The organism is Kaistella haifensis DSM 19056 (assembly GCF_000735695.2).
Lineage (GTDB): Bacteria > Bacteroidota > Bacteroidia > Flavobacteriales > Weeksellaceae > Kaistella > Kaistella haifensis.
In genome coordinates this window covers 1-20,789 of record NZ_JASZ02000034.1, presented here as the reverse complement: position 1 = coordinate 20,789, position 20,789 = coordinate 1, and the positions used below count along the sequence as shown (strand labels likewise).

Here is a 20,789-nt window from a genome sequence, read left to right as displayed (position 1 = left end):
TCATGTGAACAATTCGATTAAAAATAATTAAGTAATTTTGAAAAAAAAGTATAGAAAATGGAAAATCAGCAACCTGAAAACAACAATAATTCCAAGTTTAAAACCTGGTTCAAGCGAGTGGGAATTGGTGGTTTGATCTTCTTTACGGTAAAAGGAATTGCGTGGCTTTTCGTTTTTTATTTCGGTGCTGAAATGTTTCAGGATTGCTCCGGTAAATAATTTACCAATCGGAATTTCGGATTTCGTAAATCACATTAATTTTCGGTAATTCGCCGTAATAGGCAATTTCTTCTTCGCTAATTTTTTTGGCACCCAGTTTCTCCATTGCTTTTTGCGAACGAATATTATTTTTTCCGACATGGAAAATCGCCGATTCTACAAATTGAAAAATATAATCCAACATCAGTTTTTTCACCTGCGGATTGATGTTTTTTCCCCAAGATTTCGTTCCATAAAAAGTATAACCAATTAAAATCGAGTTTTTTTCTTCATTAAAATCATAAAATCTCGTCGAACCTAAAACTTCATTCGATTGCTTATCAATAATCAGAAAAGCGCCTTTACTTTCGAGGGCACCTTTAAAGAAAGTTTCGAAAACTTCCCTTTTGTAGCGGTCTTTATTCGGATGTTGCTCCCACACTTTAGGATCAGAAGCTACTTCAAATAATCTTTCGAAATCGTTTTCTTTTAATGGAATTAATTTGAAATTTTCGTTTTCTAAAATCGGTTGGATCGAGAAATTCATGGACGTTTTTTTTTTCAAAAGTAAAATTAAATTTTAAATAAAAATATTTTAAATTTCCTTAAAAAAGAATCGCTTTTTCCAGCTCCAGCAACTTTTGTTTTCGCCAAATGCCGCCGCCGTAACCGGTCAAAGTTCCATTGCTCCCGATTACCCGATGACATGGAATTAGAATGGAAATTTTGTTCATCCCATTTGCGTTCGCTACTGCACGAACTTTTTTCGCGTCGCCCAGCGCTTGGGATTGTTTCCGGTAATTCCAAGTTTCACCATATGGAATTTGTTGCAGAATTTTCCAAACACTTTTCTGAAATTCCGTTCCAACAGGACTTAGCGGAATAGAAAACTCTTTGAGCTTGCCTTCAAAATACAATTTTAATTCCTTTTCCAAAAGCTTAAAATTCGGATTTTCGCCTATAACAATGGTCGCATTCAGCGATTTTGCTAGATCTTTGAATTCCGTTTCGAGCAATTTTCTGTCGGTGAATTCCAACATGCAAATTCCCTCTTCCACCGCAGCAACGTACATCGTTCCAAGTGGGGTTTCAATTCTTTTCAGGTCGATAATTCTCTGTTCTTTTGAATTTTTTGGTGAAACTCCAAAGATATTTTTAAAACTTTCACTGAAACCACTTAAGCTCTCAAATCCACTGTCGTAAGCTGTTTCTATAATATTATCACCCTGTTGCAATTTTTTAAAAGCGGTATTCAATCGGAACATTCGTTGAAAAGCTTGAAAAGTCATTCCATGATTTTTCTGAAACCATCTTCGCATTGTTGCCGGCTCAATTCCACGTTTTACCAAATCGTAATCTTTGAATTTCTGTGCGGGATTCTCTCTTAATTCTTCTAAAATCTCCTGAATATATTGGGGAGTTTCATCTGGATTTTCAAGTGGTTTGCATATTTTGCAAGGTCTGTAACCTTTTAAGATCGCTGCTTTTGTAGAAGAAAAAAATTCGACATTTTCCGGTTTTGGTTTTCTGGCACGACAGATCGGGCGACAAAAAATTCCGGTGGTTTTTACACCCATCCAAAAAACGCCTTCAAAATCGGGATTTTTGTTGAGCGAAGCCTTATACATGATTTCGGGAGAAAGTTCCATTTTGTAAATTTAAAGCAAATTTAGGTTCGGAAAATAAACTGCGCAACCGAAAAAGTGACAAGTATTTTTGAAGATTAATTTTCTCTAAGAAAATTTTAATTAATTTTGATAAAAATATCAGCGATGAATTCTTCAACTTTAAATATCATTAATAAAAAGCTAGAAAACGAGCCGCAGGAAATCTTGGATCGTGTTTTGGCGTATTTGGAAGATATTTTAGAAGACAAAAATTCAAAAAAAACGGATTTTGAGTTGACAGAAGAACAAAAAAATAGTCTTCACAAAATAAAAAACCGTCCTTTGGAAGAGCACACCGACGTGGAAAATTTTGTAAGTGAAATGAAATCCAAGTATGGAATTTAAGATTGTAATTTCAGCTGAGGCTCAACTTGATTTAGAAGAACATTATCTTTATTACAGAGAATTTGCGAATAAAAAAGTCGCTTACCAATTTTTCAAATCCTTTGAAACCACTAAAAATTCTATCGCCAAAAACCCGTATTTTCGAATCTGGTTTGATGATTTTCGTGGATTTCCCTTAAAAAAATTTCCTTTTATCATTTTTTATTTTATTGATGCAGAGAAAAATACCATTGTAATTTCTCGACTTTTCCACACTTCGCAAAACCCTGAAAAATATCCTAAAAAAAGCGAACCGTAGTTCGCTTCAATTTAATTTTTCGCTGCATCTCGTTCGATTTGCTTTATTTCTTTTAGTTTTTCAACAATTTTCGCAACGGTTTCTGGCTTACCCGTTTTCAAAGGAAGTTCAACTTTGGTAAAATCCCATTTCATCACCAAATTCACCGAATTATCATCAACCGGATTGAGCTCGATAACGAACCACTCTTGTTTTTCTGCAAGTTTCTGAACCGGAACAGTTACATCAACCACATTTTGTTTTTCGTCAAATGTGTAAGCGCCCCATTGCTGAGAATCTTTATTGAGAATCACTTTCCATTCTTTTTCAGTTGGAATGACAAACAATCCGTAAGTTCCTGCTGAAACGGTTTTTCCACCAAAATTCACCGATTGTTCAAAGGTAATTTTTGTTGATGAATTCGCTCCTGCGCGCCAAACCTTCCCGAAAGGAACGAGGTCTCCAAAGATTTTTCTACCTTTTACACCTGGTCTTCCGTAATCTACAGTGATTTTCGACATTGAGAATTGTTGCTCAACTTTCTGTCTCGGACTAGCCGCCGGAAGTGTAAATTGGGAATAAGCGGAAACTGAAATGGCGAGCAAGGCTGTAATAAGGAGTTTTTTCATAAAATTATTTTTGCTAAAGATAATTCAAAATTCGCATTTGAAAAACCCAAAAAATTCAAACCATATTATTCTGTTTCGCCACACTGATGAGCTCGGCGACATTTTTCACCTGAAATTTGTGGATGATGTTTTTGCGGTGGGTATCAACGGTGAGCGGGCTTAAAAATAGTTCTTCAGCTATTGCAATACTGGTTTTTCCTTCGGTTAAAAGTTTCAGGATCTCCTTTTCCCGTTTGGTAAGGCGGGGAATACCCGAAAGCTCACGTTGACACGGTTTGCTGATGATTTCTTTCACTTCGTTGCAGAAAACTATGTTGCCCGAAAGCGCGCCACGTATGCAGCTGCTCAGCTCTTCGATGGTGGCATTTTTCAGCAGGTAGCCGCTTGCTCCGTTTTGGAGGCACTGCATGATGATGCTTCGCTCCGATCGGTTACTGAGCATAATTACGGAGGTTTGCGGAGATTTTTTCTTGATTTCTGCACAGAGTTCAATTCCGTTGGCGTCGGGCAAAGTGATATCCAGCAGAACGATATCTGCGTCATTTGTTTTAATGAAATTTCGAATTCCGGCACCATCATTAAAAGTAGCGGAAATATGGAAAAATTTTTGATTTTCGAGCATCATTTTCAGACCTTGAATCACGATGGGATGATCGTCTACAATAACGATATTGATGTTATGCGACATTTGTACTGATTTCTATATTAACTGATGTCCCCTGGTTTTGTGCGGTTTGGATTTCGATTTTTCCTTTCAGGAAATTTACCCGGTTCTGCAGGTTTTTCAGGCCGAGGCTTTTCACTTTTTTCATTTCGTCTTCAGTGAAGCCTTTGCCGTTGTCTTCGACGGTGATGTAAAACTCGTTCCCGTTTTGCGAACACTGCACCAAAATATTATTAGCGCTGGAGTGTTTTACGGCGTTGGCTAAAAGTTCCTGAACGATCCTGTAAATATTGACCTGCAGATTCAGCGGTAAATCCTTTTGAATATTAATCGGCTGAAAATCAATATAAAGTCCGTCTTTTATATAAAATTCGCACAGGTCTTTCAGTGCGATTTCCAAACCGAAATTCAGCAAACTTTCCGGCATCAAGTTTCTGGAGACGCGCCGCAATTCGGAAACCGAAGAATCCAACTGGTTCAGAATCTTATGGAAGCTTTCGTACTGGTTTTCTTCCAGATGGTTGTTGCTCCAGGTTGAGAGGTTGATCTTCACACCGGCGAGCATCCCGCCAAGCCCGTCGTGAAGGTCTTTGGCTACGCGCTCGCGCTCGCGTTCCTCACCGTCGAGAATGGCTTTTGTAACTTTCAGTTCTTCGGTCTGTTCTTTTTCTTTAAGTTTTTGCTGAAGGTTGATTTCGCGCTGCTCCGAAAGTTTTTTTCTGTTGCGGTAATAAAAAAAAGTATACAGGCCGCTGCCCAAAAAGACCAGCGTGGTGATGATAAATGTCCACATATATTGGTTTTTATTGTTGATTTCAAGCTCCTGCACCGCCAACTGTTTTTCTTTTTCAGCGGTGCGGAACTTGGTTTCCATCATTAAGGCTTTTGAGTCTCTTTCCTCAGCCAATAAACTGTCGCTTAAAGATTTGGTTTGCAGTTGATACTCATAGGCATTTTTATAATCGTTTAATTCTGCATATATTTTGGACATTTCGTTATGCAGGATTCTGGCATCATGTTTCGTAGAGATAAGGTCTTTCCTGTTGATCATCGTCTGCAAAACGGCAAGTGCTTCTTTGGGCCTGTTCAGATTTCTTAGGCTGAAAGCTTTTTGGTAAATAAGTCCAAAATAATCTTGTGGTGCAATTGCTGGTGCGGCCAAACCTTTGTTGAGGTTCCGCAGAGAGTTCTCAAAATCCCCGTTCAACTGAAAATACTTGGCATTTACAAGATAAAAGGAAACTGCAAGAGGATTTTGGGGATAGCGTCTAATAATCGCTTCTGCACTTTGTAGGTATTTTTTTGCTTTTGCACTGTTGTTCAGGTAGAGATAAGACTGTGCAGCGTTCACATTAAATTCAATTTTACGCTCTAAAACATTATAATTTTCCGGTTCTTTTTCTATAGTTTTAAGCGACTGATCAAAATAAGAAATGGATTTTTCATAAAGTTTGCGGTTGTACATTTCGGAACCTATATCATTCAGATATTGTGCTTCTAAATCTTTCCTTCCTGCTTTTGCGGCAAGTGGAATTGATTTGTTTAAAATAATGGAAATAAAAATGTCCGAATTGTCTTGATACTGCTCCTGGGCTGCATAATTGTGCCATGCTCTTGCCATTAAAATATAGGAATCTTTCGTCTGCTGATTTTCCAAGAGATTAATTGCTCTTTTATAGAATTTCTGCGCTTTTTTAAGCTCAACACCAAAAAACTGTTGACCGAAAGTAAAATAAACTTTTCCTTGCAGGACCTTATTGTTTTTAGGTATTATTTTTTGTGCCTTTTTAATGTATACTATTGCTTCCACAGTATCCACATCCGACAGATAATCGGCGAGTTCAAGCATAAGGTCTGCCCGCTTCTCAGCATTTTTTTCTTTACTGATCAGCGTTTCCAGACTGTCCCGCTCCTGCGATGCTGCAAAAGACATCAGGAAGAAAAAGAATAAAAACAGTCTGAAACTCATCATTGTCATTTTCCAATAAAATTAATCAAAAATATTAATTGAAAACTTATAAAAAAATACCTAAAAACAAGTAGAAAAAAATACAGATTTTTCCTGATTGAAGCGTATCTCGAAATGCAGAAACTTTGAATGACAGAAAAAATAAAAAATTGAACATGTAAAATTTTAAAAAATTGAAACCAGCCCGGGCAGGTGTTGACGATAGAAAATGGCGAGGTATATCTGCCTTATCATACTATGGTAAACTAATTTTAACAATATTCAAACAACAATTATTATGAAAAAGAAACTTGTATTATCAGCAATTTTAGCAGTAACGTTTACCCTTACTGCACAGGCACAAAGCATTTTCGATAAAATAGACAGGCTCGCCGGAAAGGTAGAAAGTGCCACCTACAAGGTGGACAGAGCTGCAAACGCAGCAGACAGAGCAGGAAAAACAGGAGGAAAACTAGCAGGAATGCTTGGAAAGAAAAAAGAAAACTCAACAGCTTCTCTCATTGATGCAAATGGAGAGAACAAAACGGTTATAACCATAACCGGCATGGAGATGGAAAAATTTCAGAAACTGCATGACCTTTTAGAAAATACAGACGGGGTAACATCAACTAAAATGAAATACAGCAGTGGGAAATCTACGATTACAGTTATGCATAAAGGCGATACCCAAAACCTAATGCGTAAAATAAATGCAAAAGCTAAAGGTGTATACACCAGCCGAAATATTGCTGAAATGGAAGATGGCCTTGTCACCTTGAAGCTATGAGATCTGTAATTCTATACTTGGCACTTGGTCTTATTTTCTGCTTCTCGTCATGGTTATAACCGAATTTAAGGATCATAGAGTGAGAGGAACTTTTGAATTCGTTGGAAAAAATTACGAAACCGGGCAGACGGTTAGTATCACAAACGGTGAATTCTATTTAGAAGCACAGAAAAATGTTCTTTAATGTGAAATCGTATAGAAAAAAAATAACAATTAAATAAAAAATTTTATGAAAACAATGTACAAAAAAATCGTACTGAGAAGCATGATGCTTCTAATTGCTTTAGGCCTTGTGTTTGGAATTTCGTCGTGCAGCAGAGATGATGATGGTGACGGTTCCGGCAATGATGGAAATATGTATAAAATTACCATAACGCTCAACGGTGTTGATGCTAATGATTTTGTCAGTTTAGCCGCAGCAGCGTCTGATGCTGCAGCTACCACCTCGGTCTGGAAGATCAACGGTGTAACACAAAATGGGCAGGTTGGTGTAGGCCTAAATGAAACCAATTTTACAGGAAGTACCAAAACCTACGTTCTGGAAACTAATTTTAAAGTAATTGCTTTAGCAGCGGGAGGACAGATCATCAACTACGGTGGTGCTATCACGGGATCTTACAAGATTGAAAAAAACGGAAAAGAAGAGGTAAATGAGACTATAAATCTTGCAACAGATGGAGCAAACTGGAGCAAACAATTTAATTTTTAATTTATCATAGTTCATACAATTATAATTTTTCAGGAACAAATCCCGGAATTGTAGCCGGGATTAGTTTGATTAAAAACCAATTATTATGAAAAAGCCACACCTATATATACTTCTAGCAGGCTTATTTTCAGCCACTTCCTGCCAAAAAACCGAAAAACCGGATATTGATCAAAAACCATTTGCAAAACAGGATTCTGCCTCACTGGTTAAAAAAGGTGAATACCTCGTCACCATCACCGGCTGCAACGATTGCCATACACCGAAAAGAATGGGACCGAAAGGCCCGGAATTAATCACCGAACTGCTGCTCTCCGGCTATCAGGGCAAAAATGCCGTCCCCGAATTTGATTTGGAAAGGGCGAAAAGCGGTTTTGCACAGATGAGTCCTGATATGACCGCCGCTGCCGGATCATGGGGAATTTCCTTTGCCGCGAACCTCACACCCGATGAAACCGGAATTGGAAGCTGGACTTTTGAACAGTTCAAAACTGCGATTACCCAAGGAAAATACAAAGGAATGGAGAACGGCAGGCCGCTGCTACCGCCCATGCCGTGGTTCAATTATTCCGAAATGAAAGATGAAGATGTGCGCGGTATTTTTGCTTATTTGAAGTCGATAAAACCTGTAAAAAATGTGGTGCCACCGCCTAAACAATTTGAAAAATAGATTAAAAAAATTTTCCCAAAACCAAATGAGGTAAGCTGAGTATCGTCTAAACGAAAAATCTCTCTCCATCTGAAGGTCGGGATAAAACAAAAAAAAAGCCGTTTTCATTAGTTGTGAGACGGCTTTTTTATCATTTTTACATCTTACAAAATCACATTTTCTCCATTTTAAAACTCATACTTTCAATGACTTTCAAGATGGCTTCTACGGTATCCATTGAAGTGAGGCAAGGAACTCCGTTTTCAACGGACGTTCTGCGGATTTGGAAACCATCACGTTCGGATTGTTTTCCTTTAGTCATGGTATTTACAATGTATTGAACTTTCCCTCTTTGAATGAGATCAATGAGATTAATTTCCGGATTTTCTTCTATTTTATAACCAATTTTTGTTCTTACTCCATGTTCTTCAAAGAATTTCTCAGTTCCTTCTGTTGCCCAAATTTTGAAGCCTATTTCCTGAAATCTTCTAGCAATTTCGCAAGCTTCTTCTTTGTGTTTATCGGCAACTGTGAATAATATTGCACCGTGAAGTGGTACTTTTCTACCGGAACCGATGAGTCCTTTGTAAAGTGCTTTTTCAAGGGTGGTATCTTTCCCCATCACTTCTCCTGTGGATTTCATTTCAGGGCCGAGAGAAATATCAACTTTGGTTAATTTTGAGAAAGAAAATACCGGAACTTTCACGAAAATTCCTTCTTTATTTGGAGCTAATCCGTTTTTGTATCCAAGGTCTTTTAATTTTTGACCAAGAATGACCTTGGTGGCCAAATTTGCCATCGGAATTTCGGTGATTTTACTTAAAAACGGTACCGTTCTCGATGAACGAGGATTAACTTCTATCACAAATACTTCATTTTCATATAAAACGTATTGAATATTCATTAACCCAACCACATTGAGTCCTTTTGCTAATCGTTTGGTATAATCTACCAAAGTATCGATTTGTTTTTGCGAAATATTCTGTGGCGGATATACCGCGATGGAATCTCCGGAGTGAACTCCCGCTCTTTCGATATGCTCCATAATTCCCGGTATTACTACAGTTTCTCCATCAGAAATTGCATCAACCTCGACTTCTTTTCCGGTTAAATAACGGTCGATCAAAATTGGATGTTCAGAGTTTTCTTTCACCGCATTGGTCATGTAGTGGTTCAGATCTTTCTCGTCGTACACGATTTCCATGGCTCTTCCACCCAAAACATAACTCGGACGAACCAAAACCGGGAAACCAATTTCATTGGCAATGACTAAAGCTTCCTCTTTCGTAAAACAAGTTTTTCCCAAAGGTTGCGGAATTCCAAGTTCCTGCAAAGCCGCTTCGAATTTGTTTCGGTTTTCGGCGCGATCCAAATCCTCGAGAGATGTTCCCAAAATTTGAACTCCGTGCGCTGCTAATTTATCGGCTAAATTAATCGCGGTCTGTCCGCCAAACTGTACTACGACGCCTTTTGGCTTTTCGAGTTCGATGATGTTCATGACATCTTCTTCGGTCAATGGTTCGAAATACAATTTATCGGAAATCGAGAAATCGGTGGAAACGGTTTCCGGATTATTATTAATGATAATCGCTTCATACCCTAATTCTTTAATCGCCCAAACCGAGTGAACTGTGGCGTAATCAAACTCTACACCTTGCCCGATTCTGATGGGACCGGAACCGAGAACGATGATTTTTTCTTTATTTGAAGGAATGCTTTCGTTTACTTCTTCGTAAGTTCCATAGAAATAAGGCGTTTCACTTTCGAATTCGGCGGCGCAAGTATCTACCATTTTGTAAACCGGCATTACGCCATTGCTTCTTCTGAATTCAAAAATTTCTTTTTGATTAGAATTCCATAAATGAGCGATATGAAGATCCGAAAATCCAAGTTTTTTTGCTTGAAGTAATGTTTCTTTATCGAATTTATTCTCAGCGATTACCTTTTCAAAATCGATTAACTTTTTGATTTTCCAGATGAAAAATTTATCAATTTTACTCCATTCCACAATTTGTTCCCAATCGTAACCTCTTCGTAAAGCATCGCCAATAATGAACAATCGCTCATCATCACAAACGTGGATTCTCCTTTCGATTTCTTCATCGGTTAAAGCCTCTGCTTGTTTTGATTTAAGTCCAATATGTCTTAAACCCGTCTCCAGGGAACGGATTGCTTTTTGCAAAGATTCCTCGAAATTTCTACCGATTGCCATCACTTCTCCCGTCGCTTTCATTTGGGTTGAAAGTCGGCGGTCTGCGGTTTCAAATTTATCAAAAGGAAATCTCGGAAACTTGGTTACCACATAATCCAAAGCTGGTTCGAAACAAGCGTAAGAGGTTCCTGTAACCGGATTCATGATTTCATCTAAAGTCAATCCCACAGCAATTTTTGCAGCAATTTTTGCAATCGGATAACCGGTTGCTTTACTCGCCAATGCTGATGAACGCGAAACCCGTGGGTTTACTTCAATAATATAATAATCGAAAGAATGCGGATCCAAAGCCAGCTGAACGTTGCAACCACCTTCTATCCCTAATGCACGAATAATTTTCAATGAAGAATTTCTCAACATTTGATATTCTCGATCAGAAAGTGTTTGCGAAGGAGCCACCACGATAGAATCTCCGGTGTGAATCCCAACTGGATCGATATTTTCCATATTACAAACCACAATAGCATTGTCGTTTTTGTCGCGCATTACTTCGTATTCGATCTCTTTGAAGCCGGCGATGGATTTCTCGATCAAACATTGAGTTACGGGAGAATATTTCAGTCCAAAGCTTGTAATTTCCTTTAATTCATCTTCGTTATGCGCAATTCCGCCACCGGTGCCTCCCATTGTGAAGGCAGGACGAACAATTACCGGATAGCCAATATTTTGTGCAAATTCCAGAGCACCTTGAACGGTGTTTACGATGTCGGATTCGGGTACAGGTTCGTTGAGTTCCTTCATTAATTCTCTGAACAAATCTCGGTCTTCCGCCTGATTAATTGCGGAAAGTTTGGTTCCTAAAACTTCCACTTTACACTCTTCCAAAATTCCCGCTTTTTCTAGTTCTACCGCCATATTCAGGCCGGTTTGTCCTCCCAATGTCGGTAAAAGTGCATCCGGTCTTTCCTTGCGGATAATGTGGGACACAAACTGCAGAGAAATCGGTTCGATATAAACTTTATCGGCGATTTCCACATCGGTCATGATGGTTGCCGGATTTGAGTTGATCAAAATTACTTTGTAACCTTCTTCTCTCAAAGCCAAGCAAGCCTGAGTTCCAGCGTAATCAAATTCCGCAGCTTGACCGATGATGATTGGTCCGGAACCGATTACTAAAATTGTTTTTATGTCGTTTCTTTTCATTTTTATTAGATATTAGAGTCGAGAATCAAAATTCCAGACTTATATTTATTTAAAATTTTATTTTAGAAGGTCACTTTTGATAACCATATTTCTGATTTCCTGCTCAAAATAATAAGCGATATCAAAATCATCTGTCGCTTGATTTTCCAATACGATGACGGAAACTTTTTTCTCAGGATAATATAAATTAACCGCAGTGAATCCAGCAGGTGGAGAAAATCCCGTATGCCCGATTTCAAAAACATCCGCTTTGTCATTAATTCTTAATCCATAACCGTAACCAATTTCTTTCTCACTGAAAAGCGTATGAATATTGGTAACAGAATAATTAATCATTTTCTGATAACTTTCGTTTTTCAGAATTTTCCCGTTATGAAGAAGGTCATTCCATTTTGCCAAATCTCTCGCTGTGACCATCAAATGACTTCCCGGATAAAGTTCTGATGAGTAAGGAAATTCTTTAACCAAATTTGTCCTGTTTTTGGTAATCGCAAAACTGTTTACCAGTTTTTTTTGATTTTCCGAATTGGGATAAAAACAGTTTTTCAGTCCATACTTGGCGAAAAGCTCTGTAACCAATTGCTCATAAGATTTTCCGGTGGCATTTTCCAAGATTCTGCCAAGTGTTCCATAACCAATATTCGAATATTTGAATTGAGTTCCCGGCTCAAAAAGCAGTTCGTCTTTTAATTCCCACGCATCAATCCCTGATGAATTATTCAAAAGATGATGAACAGTCACTTTATTTGCCCAATTATACTTCAAATCCTTCAAATAAGTATTGATTGGCTGATTAAGATTGATATTTCCCTTTTCAACTTCCAGCATTACCAAAGTTGCAGTAATTTGCTTTGCAATAGACATTGAAGAAAATTTGTCCTCAAGAGTCAATTTCGTTTGATTCTCAATATTTGAAAATCCATAAGCTTTTTCATAGACATTTTTTCCATCTTTCGTAATCACCACCACTCCATTGAATGCTCTCGGATTTTTAGTCTGAATTAAACTGTCAATCTTGTGAGACAACTGTTTTGTATCAGCAACTTTTGTCGTGTTACAGCTTAATAAAATCCCCGCAGTTAAAGCTAGAAATAAGGTTTTCAAAATAATTACTTTTTAAAATCCTCCATTAATTCAATAAACTCATCAAAAAGATAATTTGCATCTTCCGGACCCGGACTTGCTTCAGGGTGATATTGTACGCTGAAACATGGATGGATTTTGTGCCTCAAACCTTCGTTGGTACGGTCGTTCAAAGCGATGTGTGTTTCTTCTAAATCGGTATTTTTCAAACTTTCTTGATCTACTGCATACCCGTGATTTTGGGAAGTAATCGCCACTTTATTTTTGGCTAAATCTAAAACCGGATGATTTCCACCTCGATGACCAAATTTTAACTTAAAAGTTTTGGCGCCACAAGCCAATGCAATCAATTGATGTCCCAAACAAATTCCGAAAATAGGCACTTTTCCAAGTAATCCATTGATGAGTTCAGATGCTCCTTTCACATCTTCCGGATCGCCGGGACCGTTGGAAAGCATAATTCCATCGGGATTCATCAACAAGATTTCTTCGGCGGTGACATTTTGGGAAACCACTTTCACATCGCAGTCTCTTTGGGTAAGTTCGCGCAGAATTCCCAATTTCGAACCGAAATCCACTAAAACCACGTTCAAACCTCTACCTGGATTGGCATAAGGAGTTTTCGTAGAAACCATTTCTACTTGATTGGTCGGAAATTCAGTAGATTTCAGGGATTGTATTGCTTCATTTTCATCGGCATTTTCATCTACAATTCTGCCTTTTACAACGCCTTTGCTTCGTAAAACTCGGGTTAATTTTCGGGTATCAATTCCCGAAATTCCAGATAATTTTTTCTTTTTAAACAGTTCGTCTAAAGAAATTTGATGACGAAAATTGGAAGGAAAATCGCAAAGTTCCTTCACGATCAAACCTTTAATAGCAGGTTCTATGGATTCGTAATCGTCACGGTTGATGCCGTAGTTTCCGATCAACGGATAAGTCATACAAACCATTTGGCCACAATAGGACGGATCGGAAATCAGTTCCTGATAGCCCGTCATTCCGGTATTGAAAACCACTTCGCCCTCAGTTTCGAGCTGTGCACCAAAACCTTCTCCGTGAAAAACTTCACCGGATTCTAATATTAATTTCTTTTTCATTTTATTTATTTCGCACCTTTTATTAGCATTTTATTTCTTTTACAAAAACTCAAAACCTTTGCTTTCCAGCGCATCTTTCAGGATCGCCATTCTCGCGAAAACTCCATTTTTCATTTGTTGAAAGATTCTGGAACGCGGAGATTCTACTAAATCGTCATGGATCTCCACTCCTCTATTAATTGGTGCTGGATGCATAATGATTGCATTTTCTTTCATTGTTTTTTCTCTTTCCAGTGTCAACCCAAATTTTTTATGATAATTATTGAGTGAGATTTTCATTTTCTCATCATGTCTTTCATGCTGAATTCTAAGCAACATCAGCACATCAACTTCTTTTATCAAATCATCGATAGAGAGATAAGTTCCATTGATAATCGCGCCCTCATCAAACCATTTTTCAGGGCCGGAAAAATAAACTTTCGCTCCCAGTTTTCTGAGCGCAACTGCATTGGAATTTGCTACCCTACTGTGTTTTACATCGCCCACGATTCCGATTTTTAAACCTTTAAATTTCCCAAATTCTTGATGAATAGTCATCAAATCCAATAATGTTTGCGATGGATGATTTCCTTTTCCATCGCCCCCATTGATAATCGGAAGGTCGATTTCTTTTAATTCTTTATAAAACTGATCTTGCTTATGACGAATTACCAACAGATTTACCCCCAAACTTTGAAGGGTCTTCACGGTATCATAAAGTGTTTCGCCTTTATTCACTGAGCTTGATGTCACGTCAAACGGTACGACTTGAAGTCCCAACTTTCGTTCCGCGATATCAAAACTGGTTTTGGTGCGGGTGCTGTCCTCAAAAAAGAGGTTGGAAACATAAATTTCTTTTGTGGGTTTCAAAACTTTTCCTTTTGAAAATTCGTCAGCTGCAATTAATAATGAATTAATTTTTTCTACAGTTAAATCGGCGGTTGTAAGCATAATTTTTTCGGTTTAGGTCAAAAAAAAACGAAGCCAAAAAAGCTTCGTTATAAAAAACAAATATTGTTGATATCGGCAAAATTGCCTGTCTGTAAATCGTCTAATGGAAATAATCTTTTCATTAGGTGCAAAGATAGAAATTTATTTTGAACAACAAAGATGATTTTTTGCAACGTATAATTTACAAAAGTAATTTTTATCCGGAGATCAATCGCTATAAACTATTTTTTCACCTTTTAAATTTACCTACCCATAAATTTTTGTTCATTTTAATGCTAAATTAATATATATTTGCTAAAAAAGTATAGTTATGTCCAATTCTTGCCCGAAATGCCAACAAAGTAATATTGTAAAAAGTGGAATCGTAAAAGAGCGACAACGCTTTCTATGCAGAGATTGCAATTATTATTTCACGGTTAAAAAATTAGGTAAACAAATTGATGATTATTACGTTACAAAAGCACTCCAACTATATCTCGAAGGTTTATCTTTTCGCGAAATTGAAAGAATTATCGGTGTTTCTCACGTTACCATAAGTTCATGGATCAAAAAATATAACATCAAAAGACCACCACATTCTGAATTCCACACAAGCTATAAAGTTTTTAAGCAAAGCGAGCTCATTACCTTTATTCAAAACGAAGAAAACATTAAAGGCTCCGGCCTCATCATCACAGAGTTTGGAGATAAATACATGATGATCAGGTGGGAAAGATTTAAAAAATAGTGCAGAATCTGTTAGTTTTACTTTCAAAAATTCATTAACCTATACTATTAGCATAAATATATATTAAATTTCTTCAAGCGATTTTTTAGTTTCACTTTAGTTATCACAAAAAAACAAACTAAAAATTATTAATCAATGAAGAAATCAACAGTTTTATTAGGAATTATTTCATCGATAATCTTCCAAACATCTTTCTTAGCGCAAGAGAATCCTTACACAGAAGATCTTCTAAAAAGAATTGAAGCATTGGAAGCCGAAAAAAACAAAACAAAAGATTGGGACGTTTCTTTATAAGGTTGGGTAAGAACCGAATAAAACTTCGACAGTCGGCAATCTGCATACTCCAGAGAATATAATTTGAATCTTTTTCCACTGGATGAAAAAGCGAACTGCTTCTGGACGATCAAGAAATGCCTTTAGAAAAAAAAAGTTTTTATAGGAAACATTATTTCCGAAAGCGACCGCCTCGCTGAAATCATCAACGATATTCTGTATCTCGACAAATTAGAAGCTGGAACTACGCCCTTAAACATTGAACATAAAAATATTACAGAAGCGTATAATAAAGCGCTAAAACCTTTGCATCAATTATTTGATCAGAAAAATCTTCATCATTCGGAAGTGAATCTTTTGAAAAATGAGTATCTTTATTTTGATGAAATGAAAATGATTCAATTATTTCAGAATATTCTCGGAAACGCACTAAAATTTACCAATAAACAAGGAATGGTGCAAACAAAATTCCAGGAAAAGGAAGGAATGTTAAAAATTTCAATGTTCAATACCGGAAAAAAAAATCCCGGAAGAAGATCTGGAATTCATTTTTGAAAAATTTTATCAAAGCAAAAACCAAAACATTCGAAAACCTCTCGGAAGTGGTCTTGGATTAGCGATTTGCAAAAAAATAATTAATGCACACGGCGAAACCATCACCGTAAAAAATAAAGAAATCGAAGTAACATTTGAAATACTCTTGCCAATTAAATGAATAGCACATGAAGAAAATATTAATTGCTGATGACGAACACAAAATTTTGATGACTTTGGAATACGCTTTCCGGAAAGCAGGATACGAAGTTTTCATTGCTAGAGACGGTTCCGAAGTTTTGGAAATTTTAAAAGACCAAACCCCGGACGCCATTTTACTCGATGTGATGATGCCAAATTTAGACGGATATTCTACCCTATCCGAAATTAAAAAAAATGAAAAATGGAACAGCATAAAAATCATATTTCTTTCAGCCAAAACGGGTGAAAGCGATATCAGAAAAGGGTTGGATTTAGGAGCTGATGCTTATATCACAAAACCTTATTCCATTAAAAAACTTACCGAAAAAATTGAAGAACTTCTGAATTAACTTTCTCCTGAACTCAAATTTAAAACAAAAAACACCCTAAAGATGAATGCAAATGAAATGTTCCGCGAAAGTGTGGAAAACAAGGAGCAATTTTGGGCATCGCAAGCCGAAAATATTGAATGGTTCAAAAAACCAAAAACCATCCTCACCGATGATGGGGAAAATTACCCTACTTGGTTTTCTGATGGTGAATTAAACACTTGCTATTTGGCGCTTGATAAACATATTAATGACGGTTTTGGGGATGATACAGCCATCATTTATGATTCCCCGGTAACCAATCGAATTCAAAAATTCACCTTCAGTGAAGCGCGTGAAAAGGTCGCAAAATTAGCAGGAGGATTACAGAAATTAGGTTTACAAAAAGGCGATACTGCGATTATTTATATGCCCATGATTCCGGAATCCTTATTTGCCATGCTCGCTTGCGCGAGATTAGGAGTGACGCATTCGGTAGTTTTTGGAGGTTTTGCACCTACAGAACTCGCCATAAGAATTGATGATTGCAACCCAAAAGCCATCATCACCGCGAGATCCGGAATGGAAGTTGCGCGCAGAATTCCATATCTGCCTTTCGTGCGAGAAGCCATCGAAATTGCCGATCATCAACCGGAACATATCGTTGCTTTCGACAGAAAACTTTTGGGAAATACCATCGATTTTGAAAATGATAAAGACCTCACCGATTTCGAAAAATTGATTGCAGAATCCGATCCTGTGGATTGCATACCGGTAGAATCTACGCATCCGTTATACATTTTGTACACTTCCGGAACCACCGGAAAACCGAAAGGCGTAGTTCGCGATAACGGTGGTCACGCAGTTGCGCTGAAATTTGCGATGAGCAATATTTATGGTGCAAAACAAGATGAAACTTTCTGGGCTGCATCCGATATTGGTTGGGCAGTTGGTCATAGTTTATCAGTTTATGGTGCATTGATTAACAGAAATGCGACCGTAATTTTCGAAGGAAAACCAATCGGAACACCGGATGCAGGTACCTATTGGCGAGTAATTAGTGATCATAAAGTTGCAGTAATGTTTACCGCGCCTACAGCAATTAGAGCTATTAAAAAAGAAGATCCAGATGGAGAATTTGTAAAAAAATACGACTTGTCTTCCCTAAGAACACAGTTTTTGGCAGGCGAAAGATGCGATGTTGCGACACTCGATTGGTACGATGAACACGTGGGAGTTCCCGCAATCGACCATTGGTGGCAAACGGAATCCGGTTGGTCAATGCTGGGATTAATGCCGGGTGTAGAAGAAGTAAAAATAAAACGAGCTTCAGCAGGAAAACCAATTCCAGGTTACGATATCAAAATATTTAGCGAAGAAGGTTACGAACTCGATGCACACAAAGAAGGGTATTTGGTTATTAAACTTCCGCTGGGACCAGGCGCATTATCAGGAATTTGGAACGATCCGGAACGCTTTAAATTTGGTTATTTATCGAGATTTCCAGGATATTATTTCTCCGGAGACGGCGCAATTCAGGATGAAGACGGATACCTTTTCATTACCGGAAGAGTAGATGACGTTATCAATGTAGCGGGACACCGCCTTTCTACTGCCGAATTGGAAGAAGTCGTTTCCGCTCACAAAGACGTTGCTGAATGCTGTGTTGTGGGTATTGATGATGATCTTCGCGGACAAGTTCCTTTTGCGATTGCCGTTTTAAAATCTAGTTCCAAAGCCAGTCAAGAAGATTTGGAGAAAGATATCATCGCATTGGTAAGAGAAAAAATTGGGGCGGTTGCTTGTTTAAGAAACGCCATGGTGGTAAACAGATTACCGAAAACACGTTCCGGAAAAATCCTTAGAAAACTAATTCGAACAATGCTCGACGGAAAAGATTATCAAATCCCATCAACCATTGATGATGAAAGCATTGTAAAAGAATTACAACAAAGGATTGATGCGTACAAAAATGAAAAAAAATAGGCCTAAATATTTTTAAAACCAAGCAATTTATTTTAAATTTAAACTCAATTTTCAACCGAAGTTGGATTATTTTCAAAATAAAAAACAAAAGAAACTGAACAGAAAAACATCATCAACTTCAAACTAATAAAAAATCTATAAACATGAAGAATTATTTCATTGATGACCTACCCGATTATTTTAAACAATATAAAAAATCCATCAAAAACCCGAAAAAATTCTGGGACAAAATTGCAGACGAGAATTTCGTTTGGTACCAAAGATGGAGCAAAGTGGTAGATTATGATATGCAGGAAGCCAAAATAAAATGGTTTAAAAACGCAAAACTCAACATCACCAAAAACTGTATCGACCGACACTTGAACATTCGTGGAGAAAAAACCGCGATAATTTGGGAGCCGAATAATCCAAATGAAGAAGCCCAACATATTTCCTATAATGAATTACGCGATAGGGTTTGCAAAATGGCAAATGTATTACGTGACATGGGAATAGAAAAAGGCGACCGCGTGTGCATCTACCTTCCGATGATTCCGGAACTGGCCGTAACCATGTTAGCTTGTGCACGATTGGGTGCCGTACATTCCGTCATTTTTGCAGGATTTTCCGCATCTGCAGTTGCATCAAGAGTTAATGATTGCGGTGCAAAAATGGTGATTTGTTCGGATGGAAGCTATCGTGCCAATAAAGCCATCGATCTTAAGGGAATCATCGACGAAGCGATAGAAAAATGCCCATCAGTAGAGAAAGTTTTGGTGGTAAAAAGAACCGGCAGCGAAGTAAAAATGAAAGAAGACAGAGATTTCTGGCTTGAACCTTTATACGAAAAAGCGCCTGCAGACTTTATTTCTGTAATTATGGATGCTGAAGATCCATTGTTTATTCTATATACGTCAGGCTCCACAGGAAAACCAAAAGGAATGCTCCACACTTGTGCAGGATATATGGTTTACACTGCCTACACTTTCAAAAATGTATTCAATTATAAAGAAAACGATATTTATTGGTGTACTGCAGATATCGGTTGGATTACCGGACATTCCTATATTTTGTATGGCCCGCTTGCCAATGGCGCTACTACACTGATTTTTGAGGGAGTTCCTACTTATCCAGAACCAGATCGTTTTTGGCAAGTTATTGAAAAACACAAAGTTACCCAATTCTATACCGCTCCTACCGCAATTCGATCTTTAGCAAAAGAATCCTCCGAATGGGTTGAAAAACATGATTTATCAAGTTTAAGAGTCATAGGATCCGTTGGTGAACCAATAAACGATGAAGCTTGGCATTGGTATAATGACCATGTTGGAAAGAAAAAATGTCCGATAGTGGATACGTGGTGGCAAACCGAAACGGGTGGAATTATGATTTCGCCAATTCCTTTTGTAACGCCTACTAAACCAACTTACGCGACACTTCCTTTGCCGGGAATTCAGCCCGTTTTGATGGATGATAAGCGCAACGAGATTACTGGAAATCAGGTGGATGGAAATCTTTGCATCCGTTTCCCTTGGCCGGGAATTGCACGCACCATTTGGGGCGATCATCAACGGTATAAAGAAACTTACTTTACTGCATTTCCAGGAAAATATTTTACCGGAGATGGAGCTTTACGCGACGAAACAGGCTACTACCGGATCACAGGAAGAGTCGATGACGTGATTATCGTTTCCGGGCATAATTTGGGAACAGCACCAATTGAAGACAGCATCAACCAACATCCGGCGGTTGCAGAATCTGCGATTGTCGGTTATCCGCATGATATCAAAGGAAGTGCGCTTTACGGGTATGTCATTCTAAAAGATTCAGGGGAAAGCAGAGATCGCGAAAACTTGAGAAAAGAGATTAATCAATTAATAAGTGATACGGTGGGTCCAATCGCAAAACTCGATAAAATTCAATTTGTTTCGGGACTACCCAAAACGCGTTCCGGAAAAATCATGCGAAGAATCCTAAGGAAAATTGCGGAAGGGGATTTTTCTAATTTTGGGGATACCTCTACCCTTTTGAATCCCGAAGTGGTGGATGAAATTAAAAACGAAAGAATTTAATTAAATTCCAATATACTTTATAAAAAACAACGCGAAATTTTTATTATTAAGAGCCTGTTTAAAAATTAAATTAGAAAAATTCGTACGGCGTTTATTTTATAAAATAATCTTATAAAAAACTGATTGTCAGTTGTTTATGTTGTTTATTTTCCGTAACTTGTTGGTTACTAATCAATTAAATTACAGTGAAAAATTACTCGACAAACATTTCTGACAATCAGTGGCAATTTATAAAAAAGACTTTGAACCTCAATGACAGAAAGCGAAAATATGGTTTAAGAACCATTTGGAACGCCATAATGTATTTGGTGAAAACCGGTTGCCAATGGAGGATGTTACCCAATGATTTTCCGAAATGGGAATTGGTCTAT

At 37.6% G+C, this 20,789-nt stretch carries 23 protein-coding genes; 14 read left to right on the top strand and 9 right to left on the bottom strand.

The genetic code is table 11. The features are described 5' to 3' along the window. The first annotated feature begins 57 nt into the window (after positions 1-57). Positions 58-219, top strand: coding sequence for a hypothetical protein (locus AP75_RS14490; protein ID WP_169711629.1), 162 nt, complete (start codon positions 58-60; stop codon positions 217-219). 1 nt (position 220) lies between these two features. Here the strand turns inward: AP75_RS14490 and AP75_RS12300 are convergent, their stop codons facing one another. Beyond that, positions 221-745 (bottom strand): GNAT family N-acetyltransferase, encoded by a 525-nt coding sequence (locus AP75_RS12300; RefSeq protein WP_088264878.1) that lies wholly within the window; start codon positions 743-745, stop codon positions 221-223. Positions 746-803: 58 nt separating this feature from the next. Beyond that, a complete protein-coding gene (locus AP75_RS14860) occupies positions 804-1,847 on the bottom strand; it encodes a bifunctional transcriptional activator/DNA repair enzyme AdaA (RefSeq protein ID WP_088264877.1) in 1,044 nt (347 codons plus the stop codon). A 123-nt stretch (positions 1,848-1,970) separates the two neighbouring features. Between AP75_RS14860 and AP75_RS12290 the strand changes: the two genes are divergently transcribed. Further along, positions 1,971-2,210 (top strand): hypothetical protein, encoded by a 240-nt coding sequence (locus AP75_RS12290; RefSeq protein WP_088264876.1) that lies wholly within the window; start codon positions 1,971-1,973, stop codon positions 2,208-2,210. After that, positions 2,200-2,508 carry a type II toxin-antitoxin system RelE/ParE family toxin gene (locus AP75_RS12285; protein WP_088264875.1) on the top strand — a complete coding sequence of 103 codons (309 nt, stop codon included), beginning with the start codon at positions 2,200-2,202 and terminating at the stop codon, positions 2,506-2,508. Before AP75_RS12290 ends, AP75_RS12285 begins: the two co-directional genes overlap by 11 nt. Before the next feature lie 11 nt (positions 2,509-2,519). On the opposite strand, the gene AP75_RS12280 is transcribed toward AP75_RS12285, so the two are convergent. Genes AP75_RS12280 through AP75_RS12270 form a run of 3 tightly spaced genes read right to left on the bottom strand, consistent with a single transcriptional unit; the run spans position 2,520 to position 5,752 of the window. After that, positions 2,520-3,116, bottom strand: coding sequence for a DUF2911 domain-containing protein (locus AP75_RS12280; RefSeq protein WP_088264874.1), 597 nt, complete (start codon positions 3,114-3,116; stop codon positions 2,520-2,522). A 55-nt stretch (positions 3,117-3,171) separates the two neighbouring features. Beyond that, entirely contained in the window at positions 3,172-3,804 is a 633-nt protein-coding gene (locus AP75_RS12275; protein ID WP_088264873.1) for a response regulator, read from the bottom strand. After that, positions 3,794-5,752: a tetratricopeptide repeat-containing sensor histidine kinase gene (locus AP75_RS12270; protein WP_158212084.1), complete on the bottom strand. Its 1,959-nt coding sequence runs from the start codon at positions 5,750-5,752 to the stop codon at positions 3,794-3,796. Before AP75_RS12270 ends, AP75_RS12275 begins: the two co-directional genes overlap by 11 nt. Positions 5,753-6,026: 274 nt before the next feature. Here AP75_RS12270 and AP75_RS12265 point away from each other — a divergent pair, with 274 nt between their 5' ends. From AP75_RS12265 to AP75_RS12255, 3 genes are all read left to right on the top strand, one after another. After that, positions 6,027-6,515, top strand: coding sequence for a hypothetical protein (locus AP75_RS12265; protein ID WP_088264871.1), 489 nt, complete (start codon positions 6,027-6,029; stop codon positions 6,513-6,515). Between the two features lie 238 nt (positions 6,516-6,753). Next, positions 6,754-7,224, top strand: a complete 471-nt coding sequence (locus AP75_RS12260; protein WP_088264870.1) for a beta-barrel fold lipoprotein — start codon at positions 6,754-6,756, stop codon at positions 7,222-7,224. A gap of 85 nt (positions 7,225-7,309) precedes the next feature. Further along, positions 7,310-7,891, top strand: coding sequence for a c-type cytochrome (locus AP75_RS12255; RefSeq protein WP_088264869.1), 582 nt, complete (start codon positions 7,310-7,312; stop codon positions 7,889-7,891). A gap of 151 nt (positions 7,892-8,042) precedes the next feature. Here the strand turns inward: AP75_RS12255 and carB are convergent, their stop codons facing one another. From carB to AP75_RS12235, 4 genes are read right to left on the bottom strand one after another with little or no spacing between them, the layout of a single operon-like run. Then, positions 8,043-11,225: a carbamoyl-phosphate synthase large subunit gene (carB, locus tag AP75_RS12250; RefSeq protein ID WP_088264868.1), complete on the bottom strand. Its 3,183-nt coding sequence runs from the start codon at positions 11,223-11,225 to the stop codon at positions 8,043-8,045. A 57-nt stretch (positions 11,226-11,282) separates the two neighbouring features. Beyond that, positions 11,283-12,329 carry a serine hydrolase domain-containing protein gene (locus AP75_RS12245; protein ID WP_158212083.1) on the bottom strand — a complete coding sequence of 349 codons (1,047 nt, stop codon included), beginning with the start codon at positions 12,327-12,329 and terminating at the stop codon, positions 11,283-11,285. A 5-nt stretch (positions 12,330-12,334) separates the two neighbouring features. Continuing rightward, positions 12,335-13,408 (bottom strand): glutamine-hydrolyzing carbamoyl-phosphate synthase small subunit, encoded by a 1,074-nt coding sequence (gene carA / locus AP75_RS12240; protein ID WP_031504651.1) that lies wholly within the window; start codon positions 13,406-13,408, stop codon positions 12,335-12,337. Positions 13,409-13,447: 39 nt separating this feature from the next. Continuing rightward, positions 13,448-14,338 carry an aspartate carbamoyltransferase catalytic subunit gene (locus tag AP75_RS12235; protein WP_031504649.1) on the bottom strand — a complete coding sequence of 297 codons (891 nt, stop codon included), beginning with the start codon at positions 14,336-14,338 and terminating at the stop codon, positions 13,448-13,450. A 310-nt stretch (positions 14,339-14,648) separates the two neighbouring features. Here AP75_RS12235 and AP75_RS12230 point away from each other — a divergent pair, with 310 nt between their 5' ends. The 8 genes from AP75_RS12230 to AP75_RS12205 form a co-directional block, all read left to right on the top strand. After that, the gene (locus tag AP75_RS12230; RefSeq protein ID WP_031501632.1) at positions 14,649-15,065 is read left to right on the top strand and encodes an IS1/IS1595 family N-terminal zinc-binding domain-containing protein; all 417 of its coding nucleotides are present in this window, start codon (positions 14,649-14,651) and stop codon (positions 15,063-15,065) included. A gap of 135 nt (positions 15,066-15,200) precedes the next feature. Then, positions 15,201-15,359 carry a hypothetical protein gene (locus tag AP75_RS14335; RefSeq protein ID WP_158212082.1) on the top strand — a complete coding sequence of 53 codons (159 nt, stop codon included), beginning with the start codon at positions 15,201-15,203 and terminating at the stop codon, positions 15,357-15,359. Between the two features lie 285 nt (positions 15,360-15,644). After that, positions 15,645-15,893, top strand: a complete 249-nt coding sequence (locus AP75_RS14720; protein WP_242589825.1) for a hypothetical protein — start codon at positions 15,645-15,647, stop codon at positions 15,891-15,893. After that, a complete protein-coding gene (locus AP75_RS14715; protein WP_317043846.1) occupies positions 15,847-16,053 on the top strand; it encodes a HAMP domain-containing sensor histidine kinase in 207 nt (68 codons plus the stop codon). The genes AP75_RS14720 and AP75_RS14715 overlap by 47 nt, the downstream gene beginning before the upstream one ends. Positions 16,054-16,060: 7 nt before the next feature. After that, a complete protein-coding gene (locus AP75_RS12220) occupies positions 16,061-16,423 on the top strand; it encodes a response regulator transcription factor (protein ID WP_088264866.1) in 363 nt (120 codons plus the stop codon). Between the two features lie 42 nt (positions 16,424-16,465). Further along, positions 16,466-18,367, top strand: coding sequence for an AMP-binding protein (locus AP75_RS12215; protein WP_088264865.1), 1,902 nt, complete (start codon positions 16,466-16,468; stop codon positions 18,365-18,367). A gap of 143 nt (positions 18,368-18,510) precedes the next feature. Continuing rightward, positions 18,511-20,418 carry an acetate--CoA ligase gene (acs, locus tag AP75_RS12210; protein ID WP_088264864.1) on the top strand — a complete coding sequence of 636 codons (1,908 nt, stop codon included), beginning with the start codon at positions 18,511-18,513 and terminating at the stop codon, positions 20,416-20,418. A 185-nt stretch (positions 20,419-20,603) separates the two neighbouring features. Continuing rightward, the coding region (locus tag AP75_RS12205; RefSeq protein ID WP_143755819.1) for a transposase at positions 20,604-20,789 on the top strand (186 nt) is incomplete at its 3' end.